The organism is Mesorhizobium sp. J428 (genome assembly GCF_024699925.1).
Lineage (GTDB): Bacteria > Pseudomonadota > Alphaproteobacteria > Rhizobiales > Rhizobiaceae > Mesorhizobium_A.
Genome location: NZ_JAJOMX010000001.1, coordinates 825,938 through 845,097, shown reverse-complemented (window position 1 = coordinate 845,097; position 19,160 = coordinate 825,938). Strand labels below are relative to the sequence as shown.

The following is a 19,160-nucleotide window of genomic DNA, read 5'->3' as shown; positions in this document are numbered from 1 at the left end:
CCACCCCATGCGCAGGATCGCACAATTATGTGCGATCCGCAAGCGCACTCCGGACACCGGGAATTGTGTCATGACCGCAATTGCCACCTACAACTTCGCCTATCTCGATGAGCAGACGAAGCGGATGATCCGCCGTGCGATCCTGAAGGGTATCGCGATCCCGGGCTATCAGGTACCGTTCGCCAGCCGTGAGATGCCGATGCCCTATGGCTGGGGCACCGGCGGCGTGCAGGTGACGGCATCGATCATCGGGCCGGACGACACGCTGAAGGTGATTGACCAGGGCGCAGACGACACGACCAATGCGGTGTCGATCCGCGCCTTCTTCCAGAAGGTTGCGGATGTGGCGGTGACGACCTCGACGGCGGAGGCGACCATCATCCAGACGCGGCATCGCATCCCGGAGCATCCGCTGACCGAAGGCCAGGTGCTCGTTTACCAGGTGCCGATCCCCGAGCCGCTGCGCTTCCTCGAACCGCGCGAGACCGAGACACGCAAGATGCACGCGCTCGAGGAATACGGCCTGATGCACGTCAAGCTCTACGAGGACATCGCCCGGCACGGGCGCATCGCGACCACCTATGCCTATCCGGTCAAGGTCGAGGGGCGCTATGTAATGGACCCGTCGCCGACGCCGAAATTCGACAATCCGAAGATGCACATGTCGCCTGCGCTGCAGCTCTTCGGCGCGGGGCGCGAGAAGCGCATCTACGCCGTTCCACCCTTTACGGAGGTCGTGAGCCTCGATTTCGAGGACCATCCCTTCGAGGTGCAGACCTTCGACCGGCCCTGCGCGCTCTGCGGCGCGGAGCATGTCTATCTCGACGAGGTGATCCTCGACGACCGCGGCGGACGGATGTTTGTCTGCTCCGACACGGATCATTGCGAGACGCGACGTGCTGAGGGGTACAGTGGGCGAGCTGGGAGAAAAGGCGGAGGCTGTGTCGTGACCGACGAACCCCTGCTCCGCGTCACTTCGCTCTCAAAATCCTACGGCGCGCGCCGGGGATGCGAGAACGTTTCGTTCGAGCTGTGGCCGGGCGAGGTTCTGGCCGTGGTCGGCGAATCCGGCTCGGGCAAGACGACGATGCTCAACTGCGTCTCGACGCGGCTGCCGCCGAGTTCGGGCCTCGTCTCCTACCGCATGCGCGACGGGCAGTGGCGCGACCTCTACCGGATGAGCGAGGCGGAGCGCCGCTTCCTGATGCGCACCGACTGGGGCTTTGTGCACCAGAACCCGGCCGATGGCCTGCGCATGTCGGTCTCGGCCGGCGCCAATGTCGGCGAGCGGCTGATGGCCGTTGGTGACCGGCACTACGGCCGCATCCGCGAGACGGCGATCGACTGGCTCGGCCGCGTGGAGATATCCGCCGACCGGATCGACGACCAGCCGCGCGCGTTTTCGGGCGGCATGCGCCAGCGGCTGCAGATCGCGCGCAACCTCGTCACCGGGCCGCGGCTGGTGTTCATGGACGAGCCGACCGGAGGGCTCGACGTCTCCGTCCAGGCGCGCCTGCTGGACCTGTTGCGCGGGCTGGTCAGCGATCTCAGGCTCGCGGCCGTCGTGGTCACGCACGACCTCGCGGTGGCGCGTCTGCTCTCGCACCGGATGATGGTGATGAAAGACGGCGTCGTGGTGGAACACGGCCTCACCGATCGCGTCCTCGACGATCCGCGCGCGCCCTACACGCAATTGCTCGTCTCTTCGATTTTGCAGGTGTGACATGCCCACCCCCCTCGTCGTCTCCGATGTTGCCAAGAGCTTCGTCATGCATCTGCGCGGCGGCGTGGAGCTGCCCGTGGTGCGTAATGTCTCCTTCTCGCTCAAGGCGGGCGAATGCGCCGTGCTCGGCGGTCCGTCGGGTGCGGGAAAGAGTTCGATCCTGAAGATGCTCTACGGTAATTACGGCGTCGACGCCGGCCAGGTGATTGTCTCCCACAACGGCCATCTGGTCGATCTGGCGGCGGCGGGACCGCGCACCGTGCTGGCGATCCGCCGCGACACGATTGGCTATGTTAGCCAGTTCCTGCGCGCCGTGCCGCGCGTCTCGGCCGTCGACGTGGTCGCTGATCCGCTGCTGGCGCGTGGCGAGGACCGGGAGGAGGCGCGGGGCAGGGCGCGTGCGCTGCTGGAACGGCTGAACCTGCCGGGGCGCCTGTGGCAATTGCCGCCTGCCACCTTCTCCGGCGGCGAGCAGCAGCGCGTCAACATCGCGCGCGGTTTCATCACCGACCATCCGATCCTGCTGCTCGACGAGCCGACCGCCTCGCTCGACGCGGCCAACCGGCAGATCGTCATCGACATGATCGGCGAGAAGAAACGTGCGGGCGTCGCCATGCTCGGCATCTTCCACGACCAGGACGTGCGCGAGGCGGTCGCCGACCATGTCATCGACGTCACCGCATTTGCACCGAAGAAAGCCGCCTGATGTCCAAGGGCCTGTCCGAAGAGCCGCTCGTCCATTCCTCTGCGCAGGTCAGCGACACCAGGCTCGGCCGCTACACGGAGATCGCGGAAGGCTGCCGCATCGCGGAGGCCGAGATCGGCGACTATTCCTACCTGATGCAGGACTGCCATGTCTGGTGCGCCGAGATCGGCAGGTTCGCCAACATCGCGGCCTCCGTCCGGCTCAACGCGACCAATCACCCGGTCGACCGGCCGACGCTGCACCATTTCACCTACCGCGCCTCCGACTACTGGCCGGACGCCGAGCACGAGGCGGATTTCTTTGCCGCGCGGCGGGCGCGCAAGGTGACGATTGGCCACGACACCTGGCTCGGCCACGGCTCGACGGTGCTGCCCGGCGTGACCGTAGGCGACGGCGCGGCGATCGGCGCCGGCGCGGTGGTGACCAAGGACGTCGCGCCCTACACGATCGTCGCCGGCGTTCCCGCCAGGCCGATCCGCGAGCGCTTCGACCGCAGGACGGCCGGGCGCTACCAGGCACTCGCCTGGTGGGACTGGGACCACCAGCGCCTGCGCGACGCGCTGGAGGACTTTCGCTCTCTGAGCGCCGAGGCGTTCCTGGAAAAGCACGGCGGGTGAGGCCCGGTTCCAGCGGCTCGCGCCGCTGTGAATCGTAACAAAACCGTCATCCAACGGACACGCCGGTTTCATGTTGATCCCATAGCGCTTCTCGCAGATGCGAAGGGGTAAATCCCCACGTGGGGAAGTCGCGGATGCTGAAGATCACCAATGTGACGCGCCGATTTGGCAGGAACACCGCCGTCGACAATGTCACGATCGAGATCGAGGAAGGCCAGATGGTCGGCGTCATCGGCCGTTCCGGCGCCGGCAAGTCGACCCTGCTTCGCATGATCAACCGTCTTGTCGACCCCTCCGTGGGGTCGATTCATTTCGGCGGCCGGGAAGTCTCGACGCTGCGCGGCGCACCCTTGCGCAACTGGCAGCGCGACTGCGCCATGATCTTCCAGCAGTTCAACCTCGTGCCGCGCCTCGACGTGCTGACCAATGTGCTGCTCGGCCGGCTCAACCATCGCTCCACCGTCCTCAACCTGCTCAGCATCTTCAGCCGTGACGAGCGCATCCTCGCCATCAACGCGCTGGAGCGGCTCGGCATCGCGCAGACCGCGTTGCAGGCCGCCGGCACGCTGTCGGGCGGCCAGCAGCAACGCGTCGCGATCGCGCGCGCCCTGATGCAGCAGCCGAAGGTGATCCTCGCCGACGAGCCGATCGCCTCGCTCGATCCGCTGAACGCCAAGATCGTGATGGACGCACTTCGCGACATCAACCGGCGCGAAGGGCTGACGGTCGTCACCAATCTTCACACGCTGGACACGGCTCGCAGCTATTGCGACCGCATCATCGGCATGTCCGGCGGCAAGGTCGTGTTCGACGGCGGGCCGGAGGACCTCGACCGCGAGGCCGTCGCGCGCGTCTACGGCGCCGATGCGGACGACATTCCCGAAGAGATCACGTCCACCAGCATCGTTTCGGAAAAACCCCGGAAATTCCAATCCGCCGGACCGCTCGAACCCGCCTTCGCCGGGCTGTGAGCGACGGGATCGCATCGCCCTCGTGACGGGCCAGCATCAGACCGAGACCGGAGCGCGGCGGCTGCCCGCTCGCAACAGGAGAGACGACATGTTCAGGAAAGCACTCATGGCCGCCGTCGCGCTCGGCGCGCTCGCCAACGCGGCCCAGGCGGAAGACCTCAAGGAATTCCGCATCGGCATCCTCGGCGGCGAGAACGAAGCCGACCGCCTGCGCAACTTCCAGTGCATGGTCGACAAGCTCCCGGCGGTCCTTGGCGTCGAAAAGGTTTCGCTGTTCCCGGCAGCCGACTACGACGGCGTCGTGCAGGGCCTCCTGGGCGGCACGCTCGACTATGCCGAGCTCGGCGCCTCGGCCTTTGCCAAGGTCTATCTCGAGAAAGCCGACGCGGTCGAGCCGATCCTGACCACTGTTCAGACCGACGGCGCCACCGGCTACTACTCGATCATGGTTGCCAAGAAGGACTCCGGCATCAAGACGCTGGCCGACCTGAAGGGCAAGAAGCTCGGCTTCGCCGATCCGGACTCGACCTCCGGCTACCTGATCCCGGCGGTGACGCTGCCCAAGGATCTCGGTGGCGTCCCTGTCAAGGATTACTTCTCCGAGACCGGCTTCGGCGGCGGCCACGAGAACCTCGTCCTCGAAGTGATGAAGGGCACCTTCGATGCCGGCACCACCTGGGGCTCGGGCGTCGGCGAGTTCTCGGAGGGCTATTCCTCCGGCAACCTGCGCAAGATGGTCGACAAGGGCATCCTCGACATGGATGACCTGACCGAGATCTGGAAGTCGCCGCTGATCCCGAACGGCCCGATCGTCGTCCGCACCTCCATGGACGCCGACATGAAGTCGAAGTTTAAGGATTTCATGATGAACCTGCCGACGACCGACGCGGCCTGCTTCTCGGCGATCCAGGGTGGCGACTTCAAGGGCTACACCGAGGTCACCACCGACTTCTACCAGCCGATCATCGACGCCCGCAAAGCCAAGATCGGCTCGTGATCCTGGAATGAATGGCGACGCCGCGGGGGAAACCTCGCGGCGTTTCTCTTGCGGGGACCCCATGAGCGCGATCACAGAGACGGCGGCTGCGCCGAAGCCCATGCTGTCGGAGAGCGGCAGCCTGGTCGAGCGCCATTGGCGTGAACTCGCCTCGCGACGTCGCCTTTATACGCTTGGCGGCGTCGTGTTTCTGGTCGTTGCGATGGCCGGATCTCTCTGGTTTGCCAACGAATCCAACGCCGGCAAGTTCTTCGACCGGCTTCCGCATCTCTTCGATTTCGTCGGCCAGCTTATACCGCGCGACGGCTGGGAAGTGTGGCGCGCACTGTTCGACCTGCCGTCCCCCTATGACGACGGGAGCCTCAAATACGATTATCCGGAAGGCCGCACCTACTTCACCGAGACGCTCTACGTCCCGGAATATGTCTACCTGATGATCGAGACACTCAACATCGCGCTGCTCTCGACCCTTATCGGGTTCTTCTTCGGCTTCCTGCTGTGCTTCCTCGCCGCGCGAAACCTCGTCGCCAACCGCTGGCTGCGCTTCTTTGTGCGCCGCTTCATGGAAATCCTCCGCGCCTTCCCGGAGATCGTGATCGCCGGCTTCTTCCTCGCCGTGTTCTCGCTCGGCGCGATCCCGGCGATCCTCGCGGTGTCGATCCATACGATCGGCGCGCTCGGAAAGATGTTCTTCGAGGTGGTCGAAAATGCCGACATGCGACCCGACGAGGGCCTGCGCGCGGTTGGTGGCAGCTGGGTCGAACGCGTCTGGTTCGGTATCGTGCCGCAGGTGATGCCGAACTTCGTCTCCTATTTCCTGCTGCGTTTTGAGATCAACGTGCGGGCGTCGACGATCATCGGCGCGGTGGGCGGCGGCGGCATTGGCGAGGCGTTGCGGTTGTCGATCGGTCAGACGCACGAGGCCAAGACACTCGCGATCGTCCTTCTCCTGTTCGGCACGATCGTCGCGGTGGATCAGTTCTCCGCCTGGCTGCGGCGCCGCCTGGTGGGCGAGCAGGCCTTCGAATTCGGCCGCGGAGCCTGACGATGACGACCGAGATCACCGCCGACATGAGGGACGTCGCGGCCCGCTATCCGACGGCGCTGGAAGGGTCGCGACGCAAGCAATTGAGCTCGCTGGCAGGCGTCGGCGGCTTCGTTCTCTACCTTGTGTTCGCCTGGTGGTTCTTTTCCATCGGCAGCGTGTTCGCCAATGCGAAGTGGGACATCGCCGGCGCCTATCTCGCCGACTGGGTGTCCTACGAGATCCGTCCCAATATCGACCTGCGGGACGATCACCTTGAGGTGACGTTCACCCGATTCGATCCGCTGGGTCCGAATGGCAATCCGGACTGGCTGGTGCGCGAGAAAGCGATGGTCGTAAGGGGGGCGGCGTCCACCGGCGGCTCGGGCGGCGGGGCATCGAGTTCCTCGGGCAGCTTCCTTGGGCCGGTCGGCGGGAAGACCTCCGTTCCGAGCGAATCGGTCAGCCCGGCAGCGCCGTCTGTCCGGGCAGCCCCGATCTCGCCGACGGAGGAGGTCGTCCGCGCGACCGTCGATTTCAGCGGCGCGGGCACGGTCGACATCCGCCCGGACAAGGTCACCGTCACACGAGGCGACGAGACGCTGGTGCTCGATATCGTCCAGAATGAAGCGGTCAACGCGCAAGGGCCGCTGCCGTCCTGGGCCAGCCAACGCTCTCCGGGGGACAAGGTGATCGTCTATTTCGGCGTTCCCGGCCGCGCGGAGATCGAGAGCGACGAGGTGAAGATCCGCCACCGCTTCCTCGGCTGGGCGAATTTCGTCTTCGACATCAACTCGCCCTTCTGGGGAAAATCCGCTGGCGAGGTGTTCGACCTGATCGTGTCGGGCGAGCGGATCGATCCGTCGCGCACCAACCTGTCGCTCGCCTGGAACAACATCCTCTACAATGCCGAATGGCAGCATCTCGACGTGTGGACGAAGCTGCTGCAGACGATCGTCATGGCCTTTGCCGGCACGGTGCTTGCCTCGCTGATCGCCTTCCCGCTCGCCTTTATCGCGGCGCGCAACATCATGCCGAACCGGCTGCTCAACCAGGTCGCCAAGCGCTTCTTCGACTTTCAGCGCTCGGTCGACATGCTGATCTGGGCACTGTTCTTCACCCGCGCCTTCGGACCGGGGCCGCTCGCCGGCATTTCGGCAATCTTTTTCACCGACACCGGCACACTCGGAAAGCTCTATTCCGAGGCGCTGGAGAACATCGACGATAAGCAGCGCGAGGGCGTGCGCTCGGTGGGGGCGGCGCCGGCCGTGGTACAGCGCTATGGCGTGGTGCCGCAGGTGCTGCCGGTGTTCCTGTCGCAGTCGCTCTACTTCTGGGAATCGAACACGCGCTCGGCAACCATCATCGGCGCCGTCGGAGCCGGCGGCATCGGCCTGAAACTCTGGGAAGCGATCCGCACCAATTCCGACTGGGAGAACGTCGCCTACATGGTGATCCTGATCCTGATCGTGGTGTTCATCTTCGACAACGTCTCCACCGCGCTGAGGCAGCGGCTGATCGCACCGCCGACCGGTCCGAGCTGATCCCGCTGACTTGCCCACGGGCCTTCGTCAAACTGTCATGCAAATCTCCTAAGCGACCAGTTGCAGACCCGCGACCGAAGGTCCGGCGGGCCGATCGCAATGGGAAGTCGCCCGCATGCCGCAGGAAGCCGTTCTCCGCAACGCCATGATCGTCCTTCGCGACGAGGTGAGGCCCGGCGCGGTGCTCATCCGCGACGGCAGTATCGCGGACATTTCGGCGTCGAGCACGACGGGCGAGGATCTGGAGGGCGACTACCTCGTCCCGGGCCTGATCGAGCTCCATACCGACCACCTCGAAGGCCACTATTCGCCGCGGCCCGGCGTACGCTGGAACGCGATCGCCGCGGTGCAGGCACATGATGCGCAGATCGCGGCCTCCGGCATCACGACCGTGTTCGACTGCCTGCGCATGGGCTCGGACGAGGACGGCGGCTTCGATCCGCACGAAATGCGCCTCCTGGCCGACGCGATCGAGACGGCGCAGGGACACGACAGGCTGCGCGCGGACCATCTGCTGCACCTGCGCTGCGAGGTCTCGTCGCCCGACGTGCTCGACGCGCTGGAACAGTTCAAGACCGACCGCAACGTGCGGCTCGCCTCGTTGATGGATCACGCGCCCGGCCAGCGGCAGTTCCAGACGATGGAGCAGTATACGCTCTACTACAAGACCAAGCGGGGCCTCTCGGACGAGGCGTTCGAGCGTTATGTCGCGACCCGCAGGGAACAGTCCGCGCGCTATTCGGCCGTCCATCGCAGGGCCGTCGCCGAGCATTGCCGCGCGGCAGGCGTCACCCTCGCCAGCCATGACGACGCGACGCTCGCCCATGTCGACGAGGCGATCGCGGACGGGGTGCGGCTGGCGGAATTCCCGACCTCGCTCGAAGCGGCCCGCGCCTCGCACGAGGCGGGGATGAGCGTGCTGATGGGCGCGCCGAATATCGTTCGCGGCGGTTCGCATTCCGGCAACATCGCGGCCCGCGACCTCGCCGACGCCGGCATCCTCGACGTGCTCTCCTCGGACTACATCCCCTCCTCGCTGATCCATGCGGCATTTCTGCTGGCCGAGGGGGAGGGGGCGATATCCCTGCCCGAGGCCGTCGCGCTGGTGACCTCCACGCCTGCGCGCACCGTCAGGCTCGACGACCGAGGCGAGATCGCGTTGGAGAAGCGGGCCGACCTGGTGCGCGTGCGCCACCATCACGGGCTGCCGACGGTTCGCTCCGTCTGGCGCGGCGGCCAGCGGGTGAGCTGACCTCTCTTCCGATCACTTCCTCGGTCGGAAGCCGAGATTGGCGGAGATCTTGGCGGCCGCCGCCAGGAGGTGGCGAACCTGGTCGGTCGTCGGCGTCTCGGGGATGTATTGAACCGAATCGGTCATGGCGATCGAGCCGACATAGCTGCCGAGCGCATCGAAGATCGGGGCCGCGAGTGCGTTGAGGCCGATCATCGATTCGTTGGGACCGACCGCCCAGCGGCGCTTGCGAATCGCTTCGACCTCCCGGCGGAGCTGCTCCGGGTCGGTGATGGTATAGGGCGTTCGCATTTCCAGCGGCTCGGACAGGACGCGCGCGAAGACGAGTTCGTCGCCGAAGGCGAGCGAGATCTTGCCCTGTGAACTGGAATTGTAGGCCAGCAGCGAGCCCGGCTTGACGAATATCTCGATGTTGGACCGGCTAGGCATCACCAGGAGGATGCGCATGCCGTCGTTCTCGGGCTGGCTGATGGCGACGGCGTGGCCGGTCTGGTCCCGCAGCTCGCGCGCGACGTCGCGGGCGGCTGTGGCGAGTTCGAAGCTCTCGCTGACGGCCTGGCCGAGCGCCATCAGCCGGGCGCTGATCGAATAGCGCTCGGTCTCCTCGTTGCGGATCAGATAGCCGGCGGAGACGAGGGTCTGCAGGTGCCGGTGGATCCGGCTCTTGGTGGTGTCGAAGGCGCGCGCCATTTCCGACACGCCGACGGATGTCTGGCCGCGTGCCACATATTCCAAGATCTCGAGTGCGAACTCGACCGCCTGGATCGACCCTCCGCGTGATGTCTCGCCATTCGTGCCGTCCTTCACCGCGTTCTTACCCCTTCCGCGCCGCTCAACGACATCGGCACCAGTGCCAGACTTATCGTTCCTGCCGCGCGGAGCAAGCCCGCTGAAGGACGACAGACCACGCACGGTCAATCGGCCAGATGGGCCGGCATCGGATATTCGTCCGCGTTCAGCACCCAGCCCTGCTTCGCGAAGTCGACACGCGGCGGCGAGAAGATGTCGATCAGTTGGTTGAGGCCCGGCTCCATGCCGCGCGAGGTATGGATCGCCGGCGGCGGAATAACAGTCAGCGAAGGCGATTGGACGAGCGCATGCTCGTCATCGCGCCAGACGTTGAGGTTTGTGGTCCAAGGCCAGCGCAGGTGGTGTGTGAAGGCGCCGTCGAGGGCCAGCGAACCCTGCTCGAAATCGTCATGGTGATGCGGCGACAGCTTGGTGATGTCCCGCGGGCCGTGCTGAGGCTCGAGATAGTTCACCATCAAAGTCGTGCAGCGGAAGATGCGGCCGAAACGGCCCGGCGTCGGCGGCACGTCGAGGCTGTAGGCGCGAATGCGGAAGCCGCCGACCGGATCGGGCCAGGGCTCCAGCAGCGCGACATTCGGGTGCTGCTCGGCGTAGGACTCGGCGTTCGAGCAGAGCGCGTTCAGGTCGTCCGACCGGGTCGAGAAGATCCGCGTCGCACGACCCCCTTCGGCAGGGTGATGCGGCTGTCGCCCGGCGGGAGGATGACGAGCGAGAAGCCGTCGACCTCGACGCGCTCGCCGTTGGCCTCGATGACGGCGGGCGTGTCACGGTCGGGGAGCAGCAGAACGTATTCGTCGGCCTGGCCGGCGCGCGGCAAAGATCCGCCCGCGTCGACCTCGCTCTGGGCGACCAGGAAGTTCTGGCCTCGGGTCAGCCACGTCCTCGCGCCGTCGCCGACGACCTGTGGTGCCATCTCGTAGAAGAGGCCGTAATCGGCACCGGCGAAAGCCTGTGGGGCGACTGCCTTGGAGGCGGCTGCGCTTGCGGCCATGCGGGATCTTGGGTCGCTCGGGTCGTACATCGTTTCTCTCCCTAGTCGTTCTGTCTGACGGAACGCTTGATCTAAAATTAGAAAGCTGTCTCAGCGGTTCTTGTCAAGACCAGTTGCCACGATTGCGCCGTGTCGCAAAAAATGCCTGATCCCGCTTGACAGGGTCATTTGATCAAGGAACTATTGAACGAAACAGCGTTCTGCATAACGAAACGGAGGAAACGTTCATGCTGACCCGCAGACAGCTCATCGTGTCGACAGGCGCGATGGCCGTAACGCTTGCCATGCCCCACGTCTCGCGCGCCGCACCGATCCCGATGCGTCTCGCCCATGCCGCCAACGAGATCCATCCGGGCCACATCGCCGCGGTGGAGTTCAAGAAGGCGCTCGAGGCACTCGTGCCCGGCGCGATCGACATCACCATCTTCCCCAACCGCCAACTCGGCGAGGACAAGCAGAACCTGGAGTCGGCCATGGCCGGCACCAACGAACTGTGCGGTTGTTCCGGCGTGCTGTTCCCGCTGGTGACGGGACGCCAGGCGCTCGACGCCTACCAGCTTCCCTTCCTGATCAAGGACTACGACCACTTTACCAAGGTCGCGATGAGCGACATCGGCCAGAAGGTGCTGGACGACCTCGCGCCGGCGGGTCTCGTCGGCTTGCAGACCACGGATATCGGGCAGCGCCACTTCCTGTCCGCGGCCAAGGTCGTAAAGTCGGTTCCGGACTTCGCCGGGCTCAAGACGCGTATCCTGCCGGTGCCGTTGCACAAGGCGATCTGGGAAGGCGTCGGTGTGTCGCCGGTCGGCATGCCCTACGGCGAAGTCTACGGCGCGCTCGAGACCAAGGTCATCGACGCGGTGGAGATCAACGTCTCCTCGATGCTCGGCGAGAATCTGTGGGAGGTCGGCAAGAACTTCACGCTGACCGGCCACTATCCGTGGCACAACGTCATCGCCATGAACAAGGCGGTGTTCGACGGACTGCCGGAGGAACTGCAGAAGGCGGTGCGCGAGGCCGGCCGTGCGTCGGTCGCTCCGACGCTCGAATATACGAAGACTCAGGACCTGACCGGCCGCGACGAACTCAAGGCCAAGGGCGTGCAGATCCACGAACTGGAGAATCTTGCCGAAATGCAGGCCAAGGTCGCTCCGATCGTCGAGACCTGGAGCGCCAAGGATCCGCTGATCGCCGAGTTCGTCTCCGCCGCGCGCGGCATGGCCTGAGGCACCCCCGGGGCGATCGCCCCTATCCCTCCATAACCTCACGGGCGGCGTTGACCGCCGCCCGTTGGTCCCGGCCATGCTGTCCAAGGTGGTGTGGCCGCGTTGAAGGCGAACCTCTGAATGACGACGACACATTCGGTCCCGACCACCCTGTTCTCCGGGTATGAACGGGTCATCAAGTTTCTCGCGGGCGCTTCCATGGGCGTGATCGTCACGATCATGGTGGTGCAGGTCATCGCCCGCTACATCTTCAACTCGTCGCTGATCTGGGCCGAGGAGCTCTGCCGCTACATCCTGTTGTGGCAGACATTCCTGTTCATCGGCTACGCCTATCATCGCGGCGAGATGGTCGTCCTCGACCTGTTTTCAACGCGTGTATCACCGTGGGTCTACATGACGATACGGCTCGTCACCGCGATTCCGGTGACGATCTTTCTTTACATGATCATCCAGTCCGGCATCGGCCATGCGCTCCGCTTCGGCGCTCAGATGATCCCCGCGATCGACTTCATCTGGATGTCGCTGACCGGCGATGAATTGCGGGTGCCGGTGTTCTGGATCTACGTCGCCGTGCCGCTCGGCTGCGCGCTTCTCCTTGTCCATTTCCTCGGACGGCTCGCCTACGACACATGGTGCGTGGCGACCGGCCGCCCCGTCTCGGTTCCAGTGAACGCGGAGAGCATATCATGATCCCGTTCCTCGGAATCTTCGCCACCTTCCTCGTTCTCGGCATCCCGATCTCGCTGGCGCTCGGCACCGGCGGCCTGCTCTATCTCTATCTGACCGGCAATGGTGCGCTGGTCATGGCGCTGCCTCAGCGCATGCTGCAGGGCGTCGATCAGTTCGTGCTGCTGACGATCCCGCTGTTCCTGCTGGCCGGGAGCCTGATGAACTCGGGCGGTCTGTCTGGCCGCATGATCGGCTTCGCCAACGCGCTGGTCGGGCACTTCAAGGGCGGTCTCTCGCTGGTGACCGTCCTGGCCTCCACCTTGTTCGCCGGCATTTCCGGCAGCGCGATCGCGCAGGCGTCCGCGATCGGCTCGTTCATGATCCCGGCCATGGCCAAGCAGGGCATTCCGAAGGCCTATGGCGCAGCACTCGTGGCGATGAGCTCCGTGATCGATCCGCTCATTCCGCCGTCGATCACCATGATCGTGTTTGGCGTGCTCTCCGGCGCATCGATCGGCCAAATGTTCATCGCCGGCGTGGTGCCGGGCCTGATCCTCGGCGTGTCGCTGCTCGCCTATGCTTGGTGGAAGGCCGTGCGCAACGACTATCCCAGCATGCCGCGCGTGCCGTGGAACGAGCGCTGGAAGGCCCTGTGGGCGGCGATCCCGGCGCTCATGCTGCCCGTCATCATCGTCGGCGGCGTCAAGACCGGCGTCTTCACCGTCACGGAATCGGCCGCGGTCGCTGTCGCCTATTCGCTTGCGGTCGGCCTGTTCAACCGCGAACTGACCTTCGACAAGGTCTGGCAGTCGCTGATCTCGACCGCGATCGCCACCTCCGGCCTGCTGTTCATCCTGGCCATGGCCTCGATCGTCGCCTTCGCGCTGACCATCGAGCAGGTGCCGACCACGTTCGCCAACCAGCTGCTCTCGATCAGCGACAACAAGCTGGTGATCCTGCTGATGATCAACATCATGCTGCTGATCCTCGGCAAGTTCCTGGAGCCGATCTCGGTGATGATCGTCACCATGCCGATTCTGCTCAAGGTGGCCGAGGTGATCGACATGAACCTCGTCCAGTTCGGCGTCATGGTCACGCTGAACGTCGTGATCGGCATGGTCACGCCGCCCGTCGGGGTCTGCCTGTTCGTCGTCTGCGCCATCTCGGGCCAGTCGCTCGGAGCTGTCAGCAAGGAGGTCATACCGATGTTCTTCATCTGCATCGGTCTGCTCGCACTCATCGCGCTGGTGCCTGCCGTGACGCTCTGGCTGCCCAATTTCATGACCCCGGCGCCCTGACCGGCCACCCACAGCAACGGAACCAAGCCCATGCCTGCCCAACCCGCTTCAACCGGTTTCCGCCAGCGCTTCGTCGCCGGGGAGACCCTCGTCGGCACCTTCGTCAAGACGCCCTCCAGCCATCCGGTCGAGATCCTCGGCCAGGCCGGGTTCGAGTTTGTGGTGATCGACGAGGAGCACGCGCCGTGGGATCGCGTGACGATCGACCACGCTCTGCTCGCCGCCCGGGCGTCCGGCACCGCGGGAATCGTCCGGGTGGCCGAGCCGAGTGCCGCGAAGATTCTCGCAGTGCTCGACGACGGCGCGACCGGCGTGCTGGTGCCGCATGTGAGCTCGGTCGCCAAGGCGCAGGAGATCGCCCGGGCCTGCCGGTTCCGCGGCGGCCGGCGCGGCTTCTCCAACACGACGCGCGCCGGCAATTTCGGCGCCGTCGGGGTCTGGCCGCATGTCGACGCGCAGGACGCATCCGTGACCTTCATCGCGATGATCGAGGACCCCGAGGCGCTGGACGACATCGATGCAATCGTCGCCACCGAGGGGCTGGACGGCGTCTTCATCGGCCGCGGCGATCTGACGGTGGCGCTCGGCGCACCCGCGATGGACGCGCCGGAGATCATGGCCGCCTGCGAGAGGATCATCGCCGCGGCAAAGAAGGTGGGCAAGCCGGTGGCGATGATGGTCGCCAATGCCGACGATGCCAACCGGTTCCACAAGATGGGGGCGACGACGTTCATCGTCGCGTCCGACCAGGGCTTCATGCGCCAGGCGGCGCTGAAGGCCTACGCAGACATTTCCGCTGTCGGCGCCAAGAGCGCGTGACCGCAAAAGAGCAAGGAGAACGACCATGGCCGACACCACCACCGACTATCCGATGATCGTGCCGCTTCCGGAAATGAGCGCGGCGCGCAAGGCCGAGGTCGCCGATCTGCTGGTCGGCGCGATCGACCTGCACTGCCATTCCGGCCCGGCCGCGATGCCACGCATCCTCGGGCACACCGAGGCGTTCCGGATGGCCGAGGAAGCAGGCTTCAAGGCGCTGCTCTACAAGGATCACTACTATGTCGGCATGCCGCACTGCGCCGTGCTGAAGGACATCTATCCGGATTCGAAGGTGCAGCTGTTCTCGGGCGTCGCGCTGAACAATGCGTCGGGCGGCATCAACCCGCACGCCGTCGACCATTCGATCAAGCTCGGCGGCAAGATCGTCTGGTTCCCGACCTTCGCGGCGAAGAACCACATCGAGGCCTATGCGTCGAAGTCGTTCCCGAAGACGGCCAAGCCGATGCTGGCGCCGATCCCGCTGACCGTCCTCGACGCGAACGGCAGGCTGATCGACGAGGCCAAGCAGATCTGCGACTTGATCGCAGAGGGTGACGTGATCCTGGCGGGCGGCCATCTCAACGTGCCGGAGCTGTTCGCCCTGTTCGAGGAAGCGAAGAAGCGGGGCGTCAGGAAGCTGATGGTCAATCATCCGAGCTACATTGTCGGCTGTTCGGACGACGACATCCGCGGGCTGGTCGAGCTGGGCGCCTATATGGAGCACTCGATCTGCATGTTCATCCCGGGCCGCGCCAAGCAGCACGAGACCGAGGACCTGATCCACATGATGGAGGTGGCGGGTGTCGACCGCACGATCCTCGGTTCCGACCTCGGCCTGACCCAGGCGCCGAAGCCGGTCGACGGCTACCGGATGATCGTTTCCGATCTCCTCGACCATCAGGTGTCGAAGGCCGACATCAGGAAGATCACCTCGGCCAATGCCGCCGGCCTGCTGGGCCTCGCGGCCTGACGCCGACAGACAAGGGAGATCGCCGATGGCCCCTCGCAAGGTTATCATCACGTGCGCGGTGACGGGTTCGATCCACACGCCGTCGATGTCGGAGCATCTGCCGGTGACGGCGAGTGAGATCGCGGATGCGGCGATCGGTGCGGCGGAGGCGGGGGCGGCGATCGTGCACCTGCATGCGCGCGATCCGAAGAACGGCCTGCCCGACCAGTCGCCGGCTGCCTTCGAGCCGTTCCTCAAGGTGATCAAGCAGCGCTCCGACTGCGTGGTCAACATCACCACCGGCGGCGCCTCGACCATGACGATTGCGGAGCGGCTGCAGCCGGTCGCCACCTTCAAGCCGGAGGTCGCCTCGCTCAACATGGGCTCGATGAACTTCGGCCTCTACCCGATGCTCGCCCGCTTCAAGGAGTTCAAGCATGACTGGGAGCTGCCCTATCTCGAAGGCTCGCGCGACCGCATCTTCAAGAACACCTTCGCCGACATCGAGAACATCCTGACGACCTGTGCGGAGAACGGCACGCGTTTCGAGATCGAGTGCTACGACATCGGCCATCTCTACACGCTGGCGCATTTCGTCGACCGCGGCCTGGTGAAGCCGCCCTTCTTCGTGCAGTCGGTGTTCGGCATCCTGGGCGGGATCGGGGCGCATGCGGAGGACGTGGCGCATATGAAGCGGACGGCCGACCGCCTGTTCGGCGACAGCTATTCGTGGTCGGTGCTGGGGGCGGGCGCCAACCAGATGCGGATCGCGGCGCAGGCGGCCGCGATGGGCGGCAATGTGCGCGTCGGGCTGGAGGATTCGCTGTGGCTCGGTCCGGGCCGGATGGCGAAGACCAATGCCGAGCAGGTGACGAAGGTGCGCTCGATCATCGAAGGCCTCGGCCTCGAGATCGCCACACCCGCCGAGGCCCGCGACATCCTGCAGCTCAAGGGCGCAGACAAGGTGAATTTCTGAGGATGATGGGTTTGATGACAGCGCTTGCCAGGATCTTCCTCCGGCCATGAACGTCCTCATCGTCTACGCCCACCCCGAGCCTGCGTCGTTCAATGCCGCGATGCGCGACCGCGCGCGGGATGCGTTGACCCGAGCCGGGCATGAGGTGGTGATTTCCGACCTTTACGGCGAAGGGTTCAATCCGGTTGCCGGCCGTCACGATTTCCTGACGGTCGCCGACCGGCACGTCTTTCACTATCAGACCGAGCAGGCGCACGCGGCGCGCCATGGCACCTATGCGCCTGACATCGCGCGCGAACAGAAGCGCGTGGCCGATGCCGATCTCCTCATCCTGCAGTTCCCGCTCTGGTGGGGCGGGGTGCCGGCGATCCTAAAGGGCTGGGGCGAGCGCGTCTTCTCCTATGGCTTCGGCTATGCCGACGGGCTGCGCTTCGACACCGGCGTCTTCCGCGGCCGGCGTGCGATGGTGTCGCTCACGTCAGGCGGCACGACGGCGCGCTTCGGCGCGGGCGCCGCCTATGGCGAACTGGAACGGCAGGTGCTGTGGCAGATCCAGCATCTCGGCCTCGAATATATGGGATACGAGCTGGAGCCGCCCTTCGTTGCCTATGGCGCGCCGCGCGTCGATGCGGCTGGACGCGCGGCCTATCTCGACGCACTGGAGGAACGGGTGCTGCAGGCGGCTGCCAAGCCGGTCGACCGCAGCCTCAAGATCGACAACCCGCTCGACCTCGTGCCGGACGGCGCCTGGCGGCAGCAGAGATAAGGAGAAAGCCATGGCCGAGAAGCTTGCAGGCAAGGTGGTGCTGGTCGTCGGCGGCTCACGGGGCATCGGCGCTGCGGTGGCGCGGCGGCTCGCGGCGGACGGCGCCGCGGTCGCGATCGGCTATCGCTCGGCGACGGCGGAGGCCGAGGTGCTCGTCAACGAGATCGCGGCCTCGGGCGGCAGCGCTTTCGCGGTCAAGGGCGATATCGGCGTCGACGGCGACGCCATAAGGATGGTCGAGGAGGCGCAGCGACATTTCGGCCGACTCGACGCGCTGGTCAATACGGCCGGGATCGGCCCGTACCGGCCGCTGGCCCAGGTCGACGAGGCCTATGTGCGGGCGATGTTCGACACCAACGTGCTGGGCTCGATCATGCTGACCAAAGCGGCGGCGGCCGCCATGGCGGGGCAGGGCGGGCGGATCGTTCATTTCTCCTCGCGCCTCGCCTATAGCCCGATCCCGACGAGCACCGTCTATGCCGCATCGAAGGCAGCGATTGTTGCGATGGTGCAAGGCTATGCGAAGGAACTCGGTCCAAGCGGCATCACCGTCAACGCTGTGGCGCCGGGCGTGATCGAGACCGACATGACGACGGCGATCATCGCCGAACGCGGCGACCAGATCCGCGCCGCGACGCCGCTCGGCCGGATCGGCCAGCCCGATGACATCGCCGGCATCGTCTCCTTCCTCGTCTCCGACGACGCGCGCTGGATCAGCGGCCGCACCATCCTGGCGGACGGCGGGCTCACGTGAGCATTATCGCGGCGCAGCCGCGTAGGGTCGGCCTGGAACCAGTGTCGCCAACCCTCGTTGTGGATGAACCGGTGCCGGCGCCACTATCTGCGCGCAAAGCGGACAAGGCGATCTACGATGCCGGAGGGCATATAATGATTCGAGGCTTGTCTTGGTCCTCGCGTTCTTTCCGCGTTGGCATATCTGCTCTGCGGCGGCGCTGAGTTTCTGTGTTCTGGCGTTGGCTGGCTGCGGCGGGCCTGCCGTGACGCGTCATGCACTGAACGGCAGCGTGGAGCCCGCAAAGGCGTTCGCGCTGCCGCCGCCTGGTGGTCCGGCGGTCACCGGCGTCATCGAGCGCACCTACAGCAATGCCATCCAGCAGGAGATCGTGCTTGCATCCGACACGGCGGTGTCGGGGCAGAACATGATCAGGATACAGATCTTCGGTCGCATGGGGCAGGGCTCCGGCACGTCCCGCGCGGGCGATCCTTTCCTCGCCGCGTCTGACATCGGCCGTGAACTGCGGGCCTATTTCCCGGGCGTGGCGATGCGCCGGTCACCGCTATATGCGCAAAACAGCTACGGCCCATTCGGCTACGCGGTCGGCACGCACGGGTCGGGCGACATGTGCCTCTATGGCTGGCAGCGCATGACGAGCGCCAAGAACGCCGGCCCGTTCTCGCCCCAGGGGTCGATCCAGGTCAGAATGCGCATCTGCCAGCGCGGTGCCACCGAGCGCTCGCTACTGGCGATGATGTACGGCTACACCATCAACGCATCGCTGCCGGGCGGCTGGAACCCGTGCGGAAATGCGCCGGATCCGGATCCTCGCCTCGGCAGGACCGGCGAGACGGTCAATCCGGCCGATGGCTCGTGGGTTGACGGAGTTGCGGAGCCCGCACAGCCGCCAGCGGTGCGGCGAACCGTGCGCACGAGCGCATCGCCGCCGCCGAAGCCGGCGCCAGAGCCCGTGCCGCCTCCTCCCGCCGGCGCCCCTGTGGTGCCGCCACCGCCGGGCGAAGGGACGACGCCGATCGTGCCTCCGCCGCCAAGCGGCGGATAGCATTGCCGGCGGCCGAGGCGATG

At 65.6% G+C, this 19,160-nt stretch carries 20 protein-coding genes and 1 pseudogene; 18 read left to right on the top strand and 3 right to left on the bottom strand.

The genetic code is table 11. The features are described 5' to 3' along the window. Positions 1 to 70: 70 nt before the first annotated feature. The 9 genes and pseudogenes from LRS09_RS04355 to LRS09_RS04315 all read left to right on the top strand — a co-directional run. A pseudogene (locus LRS09_RS04355) lies at positions 71 to 916 on the top strand (alpha-D-ribose 1-methylphosphonate 5-phosphate C-P-lyase PhnJ); the annotation flags it as partial. 30 nt (positions 917 to 946) lie between these two features. Continuing rightward, entirely contained in the window at positions 947 to 1,723 is a 777-nt protein-coding gene (gene phnK, locus LRS09_RS04350; protein ID WP_257810117.1) for a phosphonate C-P lyase system protein PhnK, read from the top strand. Between the two features lies 1 nt (position 1,724). After that, positions 1,725 to 2,429, top strand: coding sequence for a phosphonate C-P lyase system protein PhnL (gene phnL / locus LRS09_RS04345; RefSeq protein ID WP_085466377.1), 705 nt, complete (start codon positions 1,725 to 1,727; stop codon positions 2,427 to 2,429). Beyond that, complete coding sequence (locus tag LRS09_RS04340) at positions 2,429 to 3,046, top strand: DapH/DapD/GlmU-related protein (protein WP_257804478.1); 618 nt, start codon at positions 2,429 to 2,431, stop codon at positions 3,044 to 3,046. Before phnL ends, LRS09_RS04340 begins: the two co-directional genes overlap by 1 nt. Positions 3,047 to 3,180: 134 nt before the next feature. After that, on the top strand, positions 3,181 to 4,017 hold the full coding sequence (gene phnC, locus LRS09_RS04335; RefSeq protein ID WP_257804476.1) for a phosphonate ABC transporter ATP-binding protein: 837 nt from the start codon (positions 3,181 to 3,183) through the stop codon (positions 4,015 to 4,017). An 88-nt stretch (positions 4,018 to 4,105) separates the two neighbouring features. Beyond that, positions 4,106 to 5,014, top strand: coding sequence for a phosphonate ABC transporter substrate-binding protein (gene phnD / locus LRS09_RS04330; protein WP_257804475.1), 909 nt, complete (start codon positions 4,106 to 4,108; stop codon positions 5,012 to 5,014). 61 nt (positions 5,015 to 5,075) lie between these two features. Continuing rightward, a complete protein-coding gene (gene phnE, locus LRS09_RS04325) occupies positions 5,076 to 6,059 on the top strand; it encodes a phosphonate ABC transporter, permease protein PhnE (RefSeq protein ID WP_257804474.1) in 984 nt (327 codons plus the stop codon). Beyond that, positions 6,056 to 7,582 carry a phosphonate ABC transporter, permease protein PhnE gene (phnE, locus tag LRS09_RS04320; protein WP_257810116.1) on the top strand — a complete coding sequence of 509 codons (1,527 nt, stop codon included), beginning with the start codon at positions 6,056 to 6,058 and terminating at the stop codon, positions 7,580 to 7,582. Before phnE (LRS09_RS04325) ends, phnE (LRS09_RS04320) begins: the two co-directional genes overlap by 4 nt. Before the next feature lie 115 nt (positions 7,583 to 7,697). Next, a complete protein-coding gene (locus LRS09_RS04315) occupies positions 7,698 to 8,834 on the top strand; it encodes an alpha-D-ribose 1-methylphosphonate 5-triphosphate diphosphatase (RefSeq protein WP_257804473.1) in 1,137 nt (378 codons plus the stop codon). Positions 8,835 to 8,846: 12 nt separating this feature from the next. Here LRS09_RS04315 and LRS09_RS04310 read toward each other — a convergent pair whose 3' ends face one another. The 3 genes from LRS09_RS04310 to LRS09_RS04300 all read right to left on the bottom strand — a co-directional run bounded on the left by LRS09_RS04310 (position 8,847) and on the right by LRS09_RS04300 (position 10,665). Then, positions 8,847 to 9,641 carry an IclR family transcriptional regulator gene (locus LRS09_RS04310; RefSeq protein ID WP_257804471.1) on the bottom strand — a complete coding sequence of 265 codons (795 nt, stop codon included), beginning with the start codon at positions 9,639 to 9,641 and terminating at the stop codon, positions 8,847 to 8,849. A gap of 107 nt (positions 9,642 to 9,748) precedes the next feature. Continuing rightward, entirely contained in the window at positions 9,749 to 10,150 is a 402-nt protein-coding gene (locus LRS09_RS04305; protein WP_257804470.1) for a hypothetical protein, read from the bottom strand. A 113-nt stretch (positions 10,151 to 10,263) separates the two neighbouring features. Next, positions 10,264 to 10,665, bottom strand: coding sequence for a hypothetical protein (locus tag LRS09_RS04300; protein ID WP_257804469.1), 402 nt, complete (start codon positions 10,663 to 10,665; stop codon positions 10,264 to 10,266). 197 nt (positions 10,666 to 10,862) lie between these two features. Between LRS09_RS04300 and LRS09_RS04295 the strand changes: the two genes are divergently transcribed. From LRS09_RS04295 to bcsN, 9 genes are all read left to right on the top strand, one after another. Next, entirely contained in the window at positions 10,863 to 11,861 is a 999-nt protein-coding gene (locus tag LRS09_RS04295; protein ID WP_257804468.1) for a TRAP transporter substrate-binding protein, read from the top strand. 120 nt (positions 11,862 to 11,981) lie between these two features. Next, positions 11,982 to 12,551, top strand: coding sequence for a TRAP transporter small permease (locus tag LRS09_RS04290; protein WP_257804466.1), 570 nt, complete (start codon positions 11,982 to 11,984; stop codon positions 12,549 to 12,551). Then, positions 12,548 to 13,828 carry a TRAP transporter large permease gene (locus LRS09_RS04285; protein ID WP_257804465.1) on the top strand — a complete coding sequence of 427 codons (1,281 nt, stop codon included), beginning with the start codon at positions 12,548 to 12,550 and terminating at the stop codon, positions 13,826 to 13,828. The genes LRS09_RS04290 and LRS09_RS04285 overlap by 4 nt, the downstream gene beginning before the upstream one ends. A gap of 30 nt (positions 13,829 to 13,858) precedes the next feature. Next, positions 13,859 to 14,647 carry an HpcH/HpaI aldolase/citrate lyase family protein gene (locus tag LRS09_RS04280; protein ID WP_257804464.1) on the top strand — a complete coding sequence of 263 codons (789 nt, stop codon included), beginning with the start codon at positions 13,859 to 13,861 and terminating at the stop codon, positions 14,645 to 14,647. A 25-nt stretch (positions 14,648 to 14,672) separates the two neighbouring features. After that, the gene (locus tag LRS09_RS04275) at positions 14,673 to 15,617 is read left to right on the top strand and encodes a dipeptidase (RefSeq protein WP_257804463.1); all 945 of its coding nucleotides are present in this window, start codon (positions 14,673 to 14,675) and stop codon (positions 15,615 to 15,617) included. A 25-nt stretch (positions 15,618 to 15,642) separates the two neighbouring features. Continuing rightward, a complete protein-coding gene (locus LRS09_RS04270; protein ID WP_257804462.1) occupies positions 15,643 to 16,572 on the top strand; it encodes a 3-keto-5-aminohexanoate cleavage protein in 930 nt (309 codons plus the stop codon). A gap of 46 nt (positions 16,573 to 16,618) precedes the next feature. After that, positions 16,619 to 17,338: an NAD(P)H-dependent oxidoreductase gene (locus LRS09_RS04265; RefSeq protein WP_257804461.1), complete on the top strand. Its 720-nt coding sequence runs from the start codon at positions 16,619 to 16,621 to the stop codon at positions 17,336 to 17,338. A 10-nt stretch (positions 17,339 to 17,348) separates the two neighbouring features. Further along, positions 17,349 to 18,092, top strand: a complete 744-nt coding sequence (locus LRS09_RS04260) for an SDR family NAD(P)-dependent oxidoreductase (protein ID WP_257804460.1) — start codon at positions 17,349 to 17,351, stop codon at positions 18,090 to 18,092. Between the two features lie 244 nt (positions 18,093 to 18,336). Next, positions 18,337 to 19,137: a cellulose biosynthesis protein BcsN gene (gene bcsN, locus LRS09_RS04255; RefSeq protein WP_257804459.1), complete on the top strand. Its 801-nt coding sequence runs from the start codon at positions 18,337 to 18,339 to the stop codon at positions 19,135 to 19,137. Positions 19,138 to 19,160 lie beyond the last annotated feature (23 nt).

Coding starts and splice junctions, on each gene's coding strand:
- phnL (WP_085466377.1), top strand. CDS start 1,725: ATGCCCACCCCCCTCGTCGTCTCCGATGTTGCCAAGAGCTTCGTCATG.
- LRS09_RS04340 (WP_257804478.1), top strand. CDS start 2,429: ATGTCCAAGGGCCTGTCCGAAGAGCCGCTCGTCCATTCCTCTGCGCAG.
- phnC (WP_257804476.1), top strand. CDS start 3,181: ATGCTGAAGATCACCAATGTGACGCGCCGATTTGGCAGGAACACCGCC.
- phnD (WP_257804475.1), top strand. CDS start 4,106: ATGTTCAGGAAAGCACTCATGGCCGCCGTCGCGCTCGGCGCGCTCGCC.
- phnE (WP_257804474.1), top strand. CDS start 5,076: ATGAGCGCGATCACAGAGACGGCGGCTGCGCCGAAGCCCATGCTGTCG.
- LRS09_RS04315 (WP_257804473.1), top strand. CDS start 7,698: ATGCCGCAGGAAGCCGTTCTCCGCAACGCCATGATCGTCCTTCGCGAC.
- LRS09_RS04300 (WP_257804469.1), bottom strand. CDS start 10,665: ATGTACGACCCGAGCGACCCAAGATCCCGCATGGCCGCAAGCGCAGCC.
- LRS09_RS04295 (WP_257804468.1), top strand. CDS start 10,863: ATGCTGACCCGCAGACAGCTCATCGTGTCGACAGGCGCGATGGCCGTA.
- LRS09_RS04290 (WP_257804466.1), top strand. CDS start 11,982: ATGACGACGACACATTCGGTCCCGACCACCCTGTTCTCCGGGTATGAA.
- LRS09_RS04285 (WP_257804465.1), top strand. CDS start 12,548: ATGATCCCGTTCCTCGGAATCTTCGCCACCTTCCTCGTTCTCGGCATC.
- LRS09_RS04280 (WP_257804464.1), top strand. CDS start 13,859: ATGCCTGCCCAACCCGCTTCAACCGGTTTCCGCCAGCGCTTCGTCGCC.
- LRS09_RS04275 (WP_257804463.1), top strand. CDS start 14,673: ATGGCCGACACCACCACCGACTATCCGATGATCGTGCCGCTTCCGGAA.
- LRS09_RS04270 (WP_257804462.1), top strand. CDS start 15,643: ATGGCCCCTCGCAAGGTTATCATCACGTGCGCGGTGACGGGTTCGATC.
- LRS09_RS04265 (WP_257804461.1), top strand. CDS start 16,619: ATGAACGTCCTCATCGTCTACGCCCACCCCGAGCCTGCGTCGTTCAAT.
- LRS09_RS04260 (WP_257804460.1), top strand. CDS start 17,349: ATGGCCGAGAAGCTTGCAGGCAAGGTGGTGCTGGTCGTCGGCGGCTCA.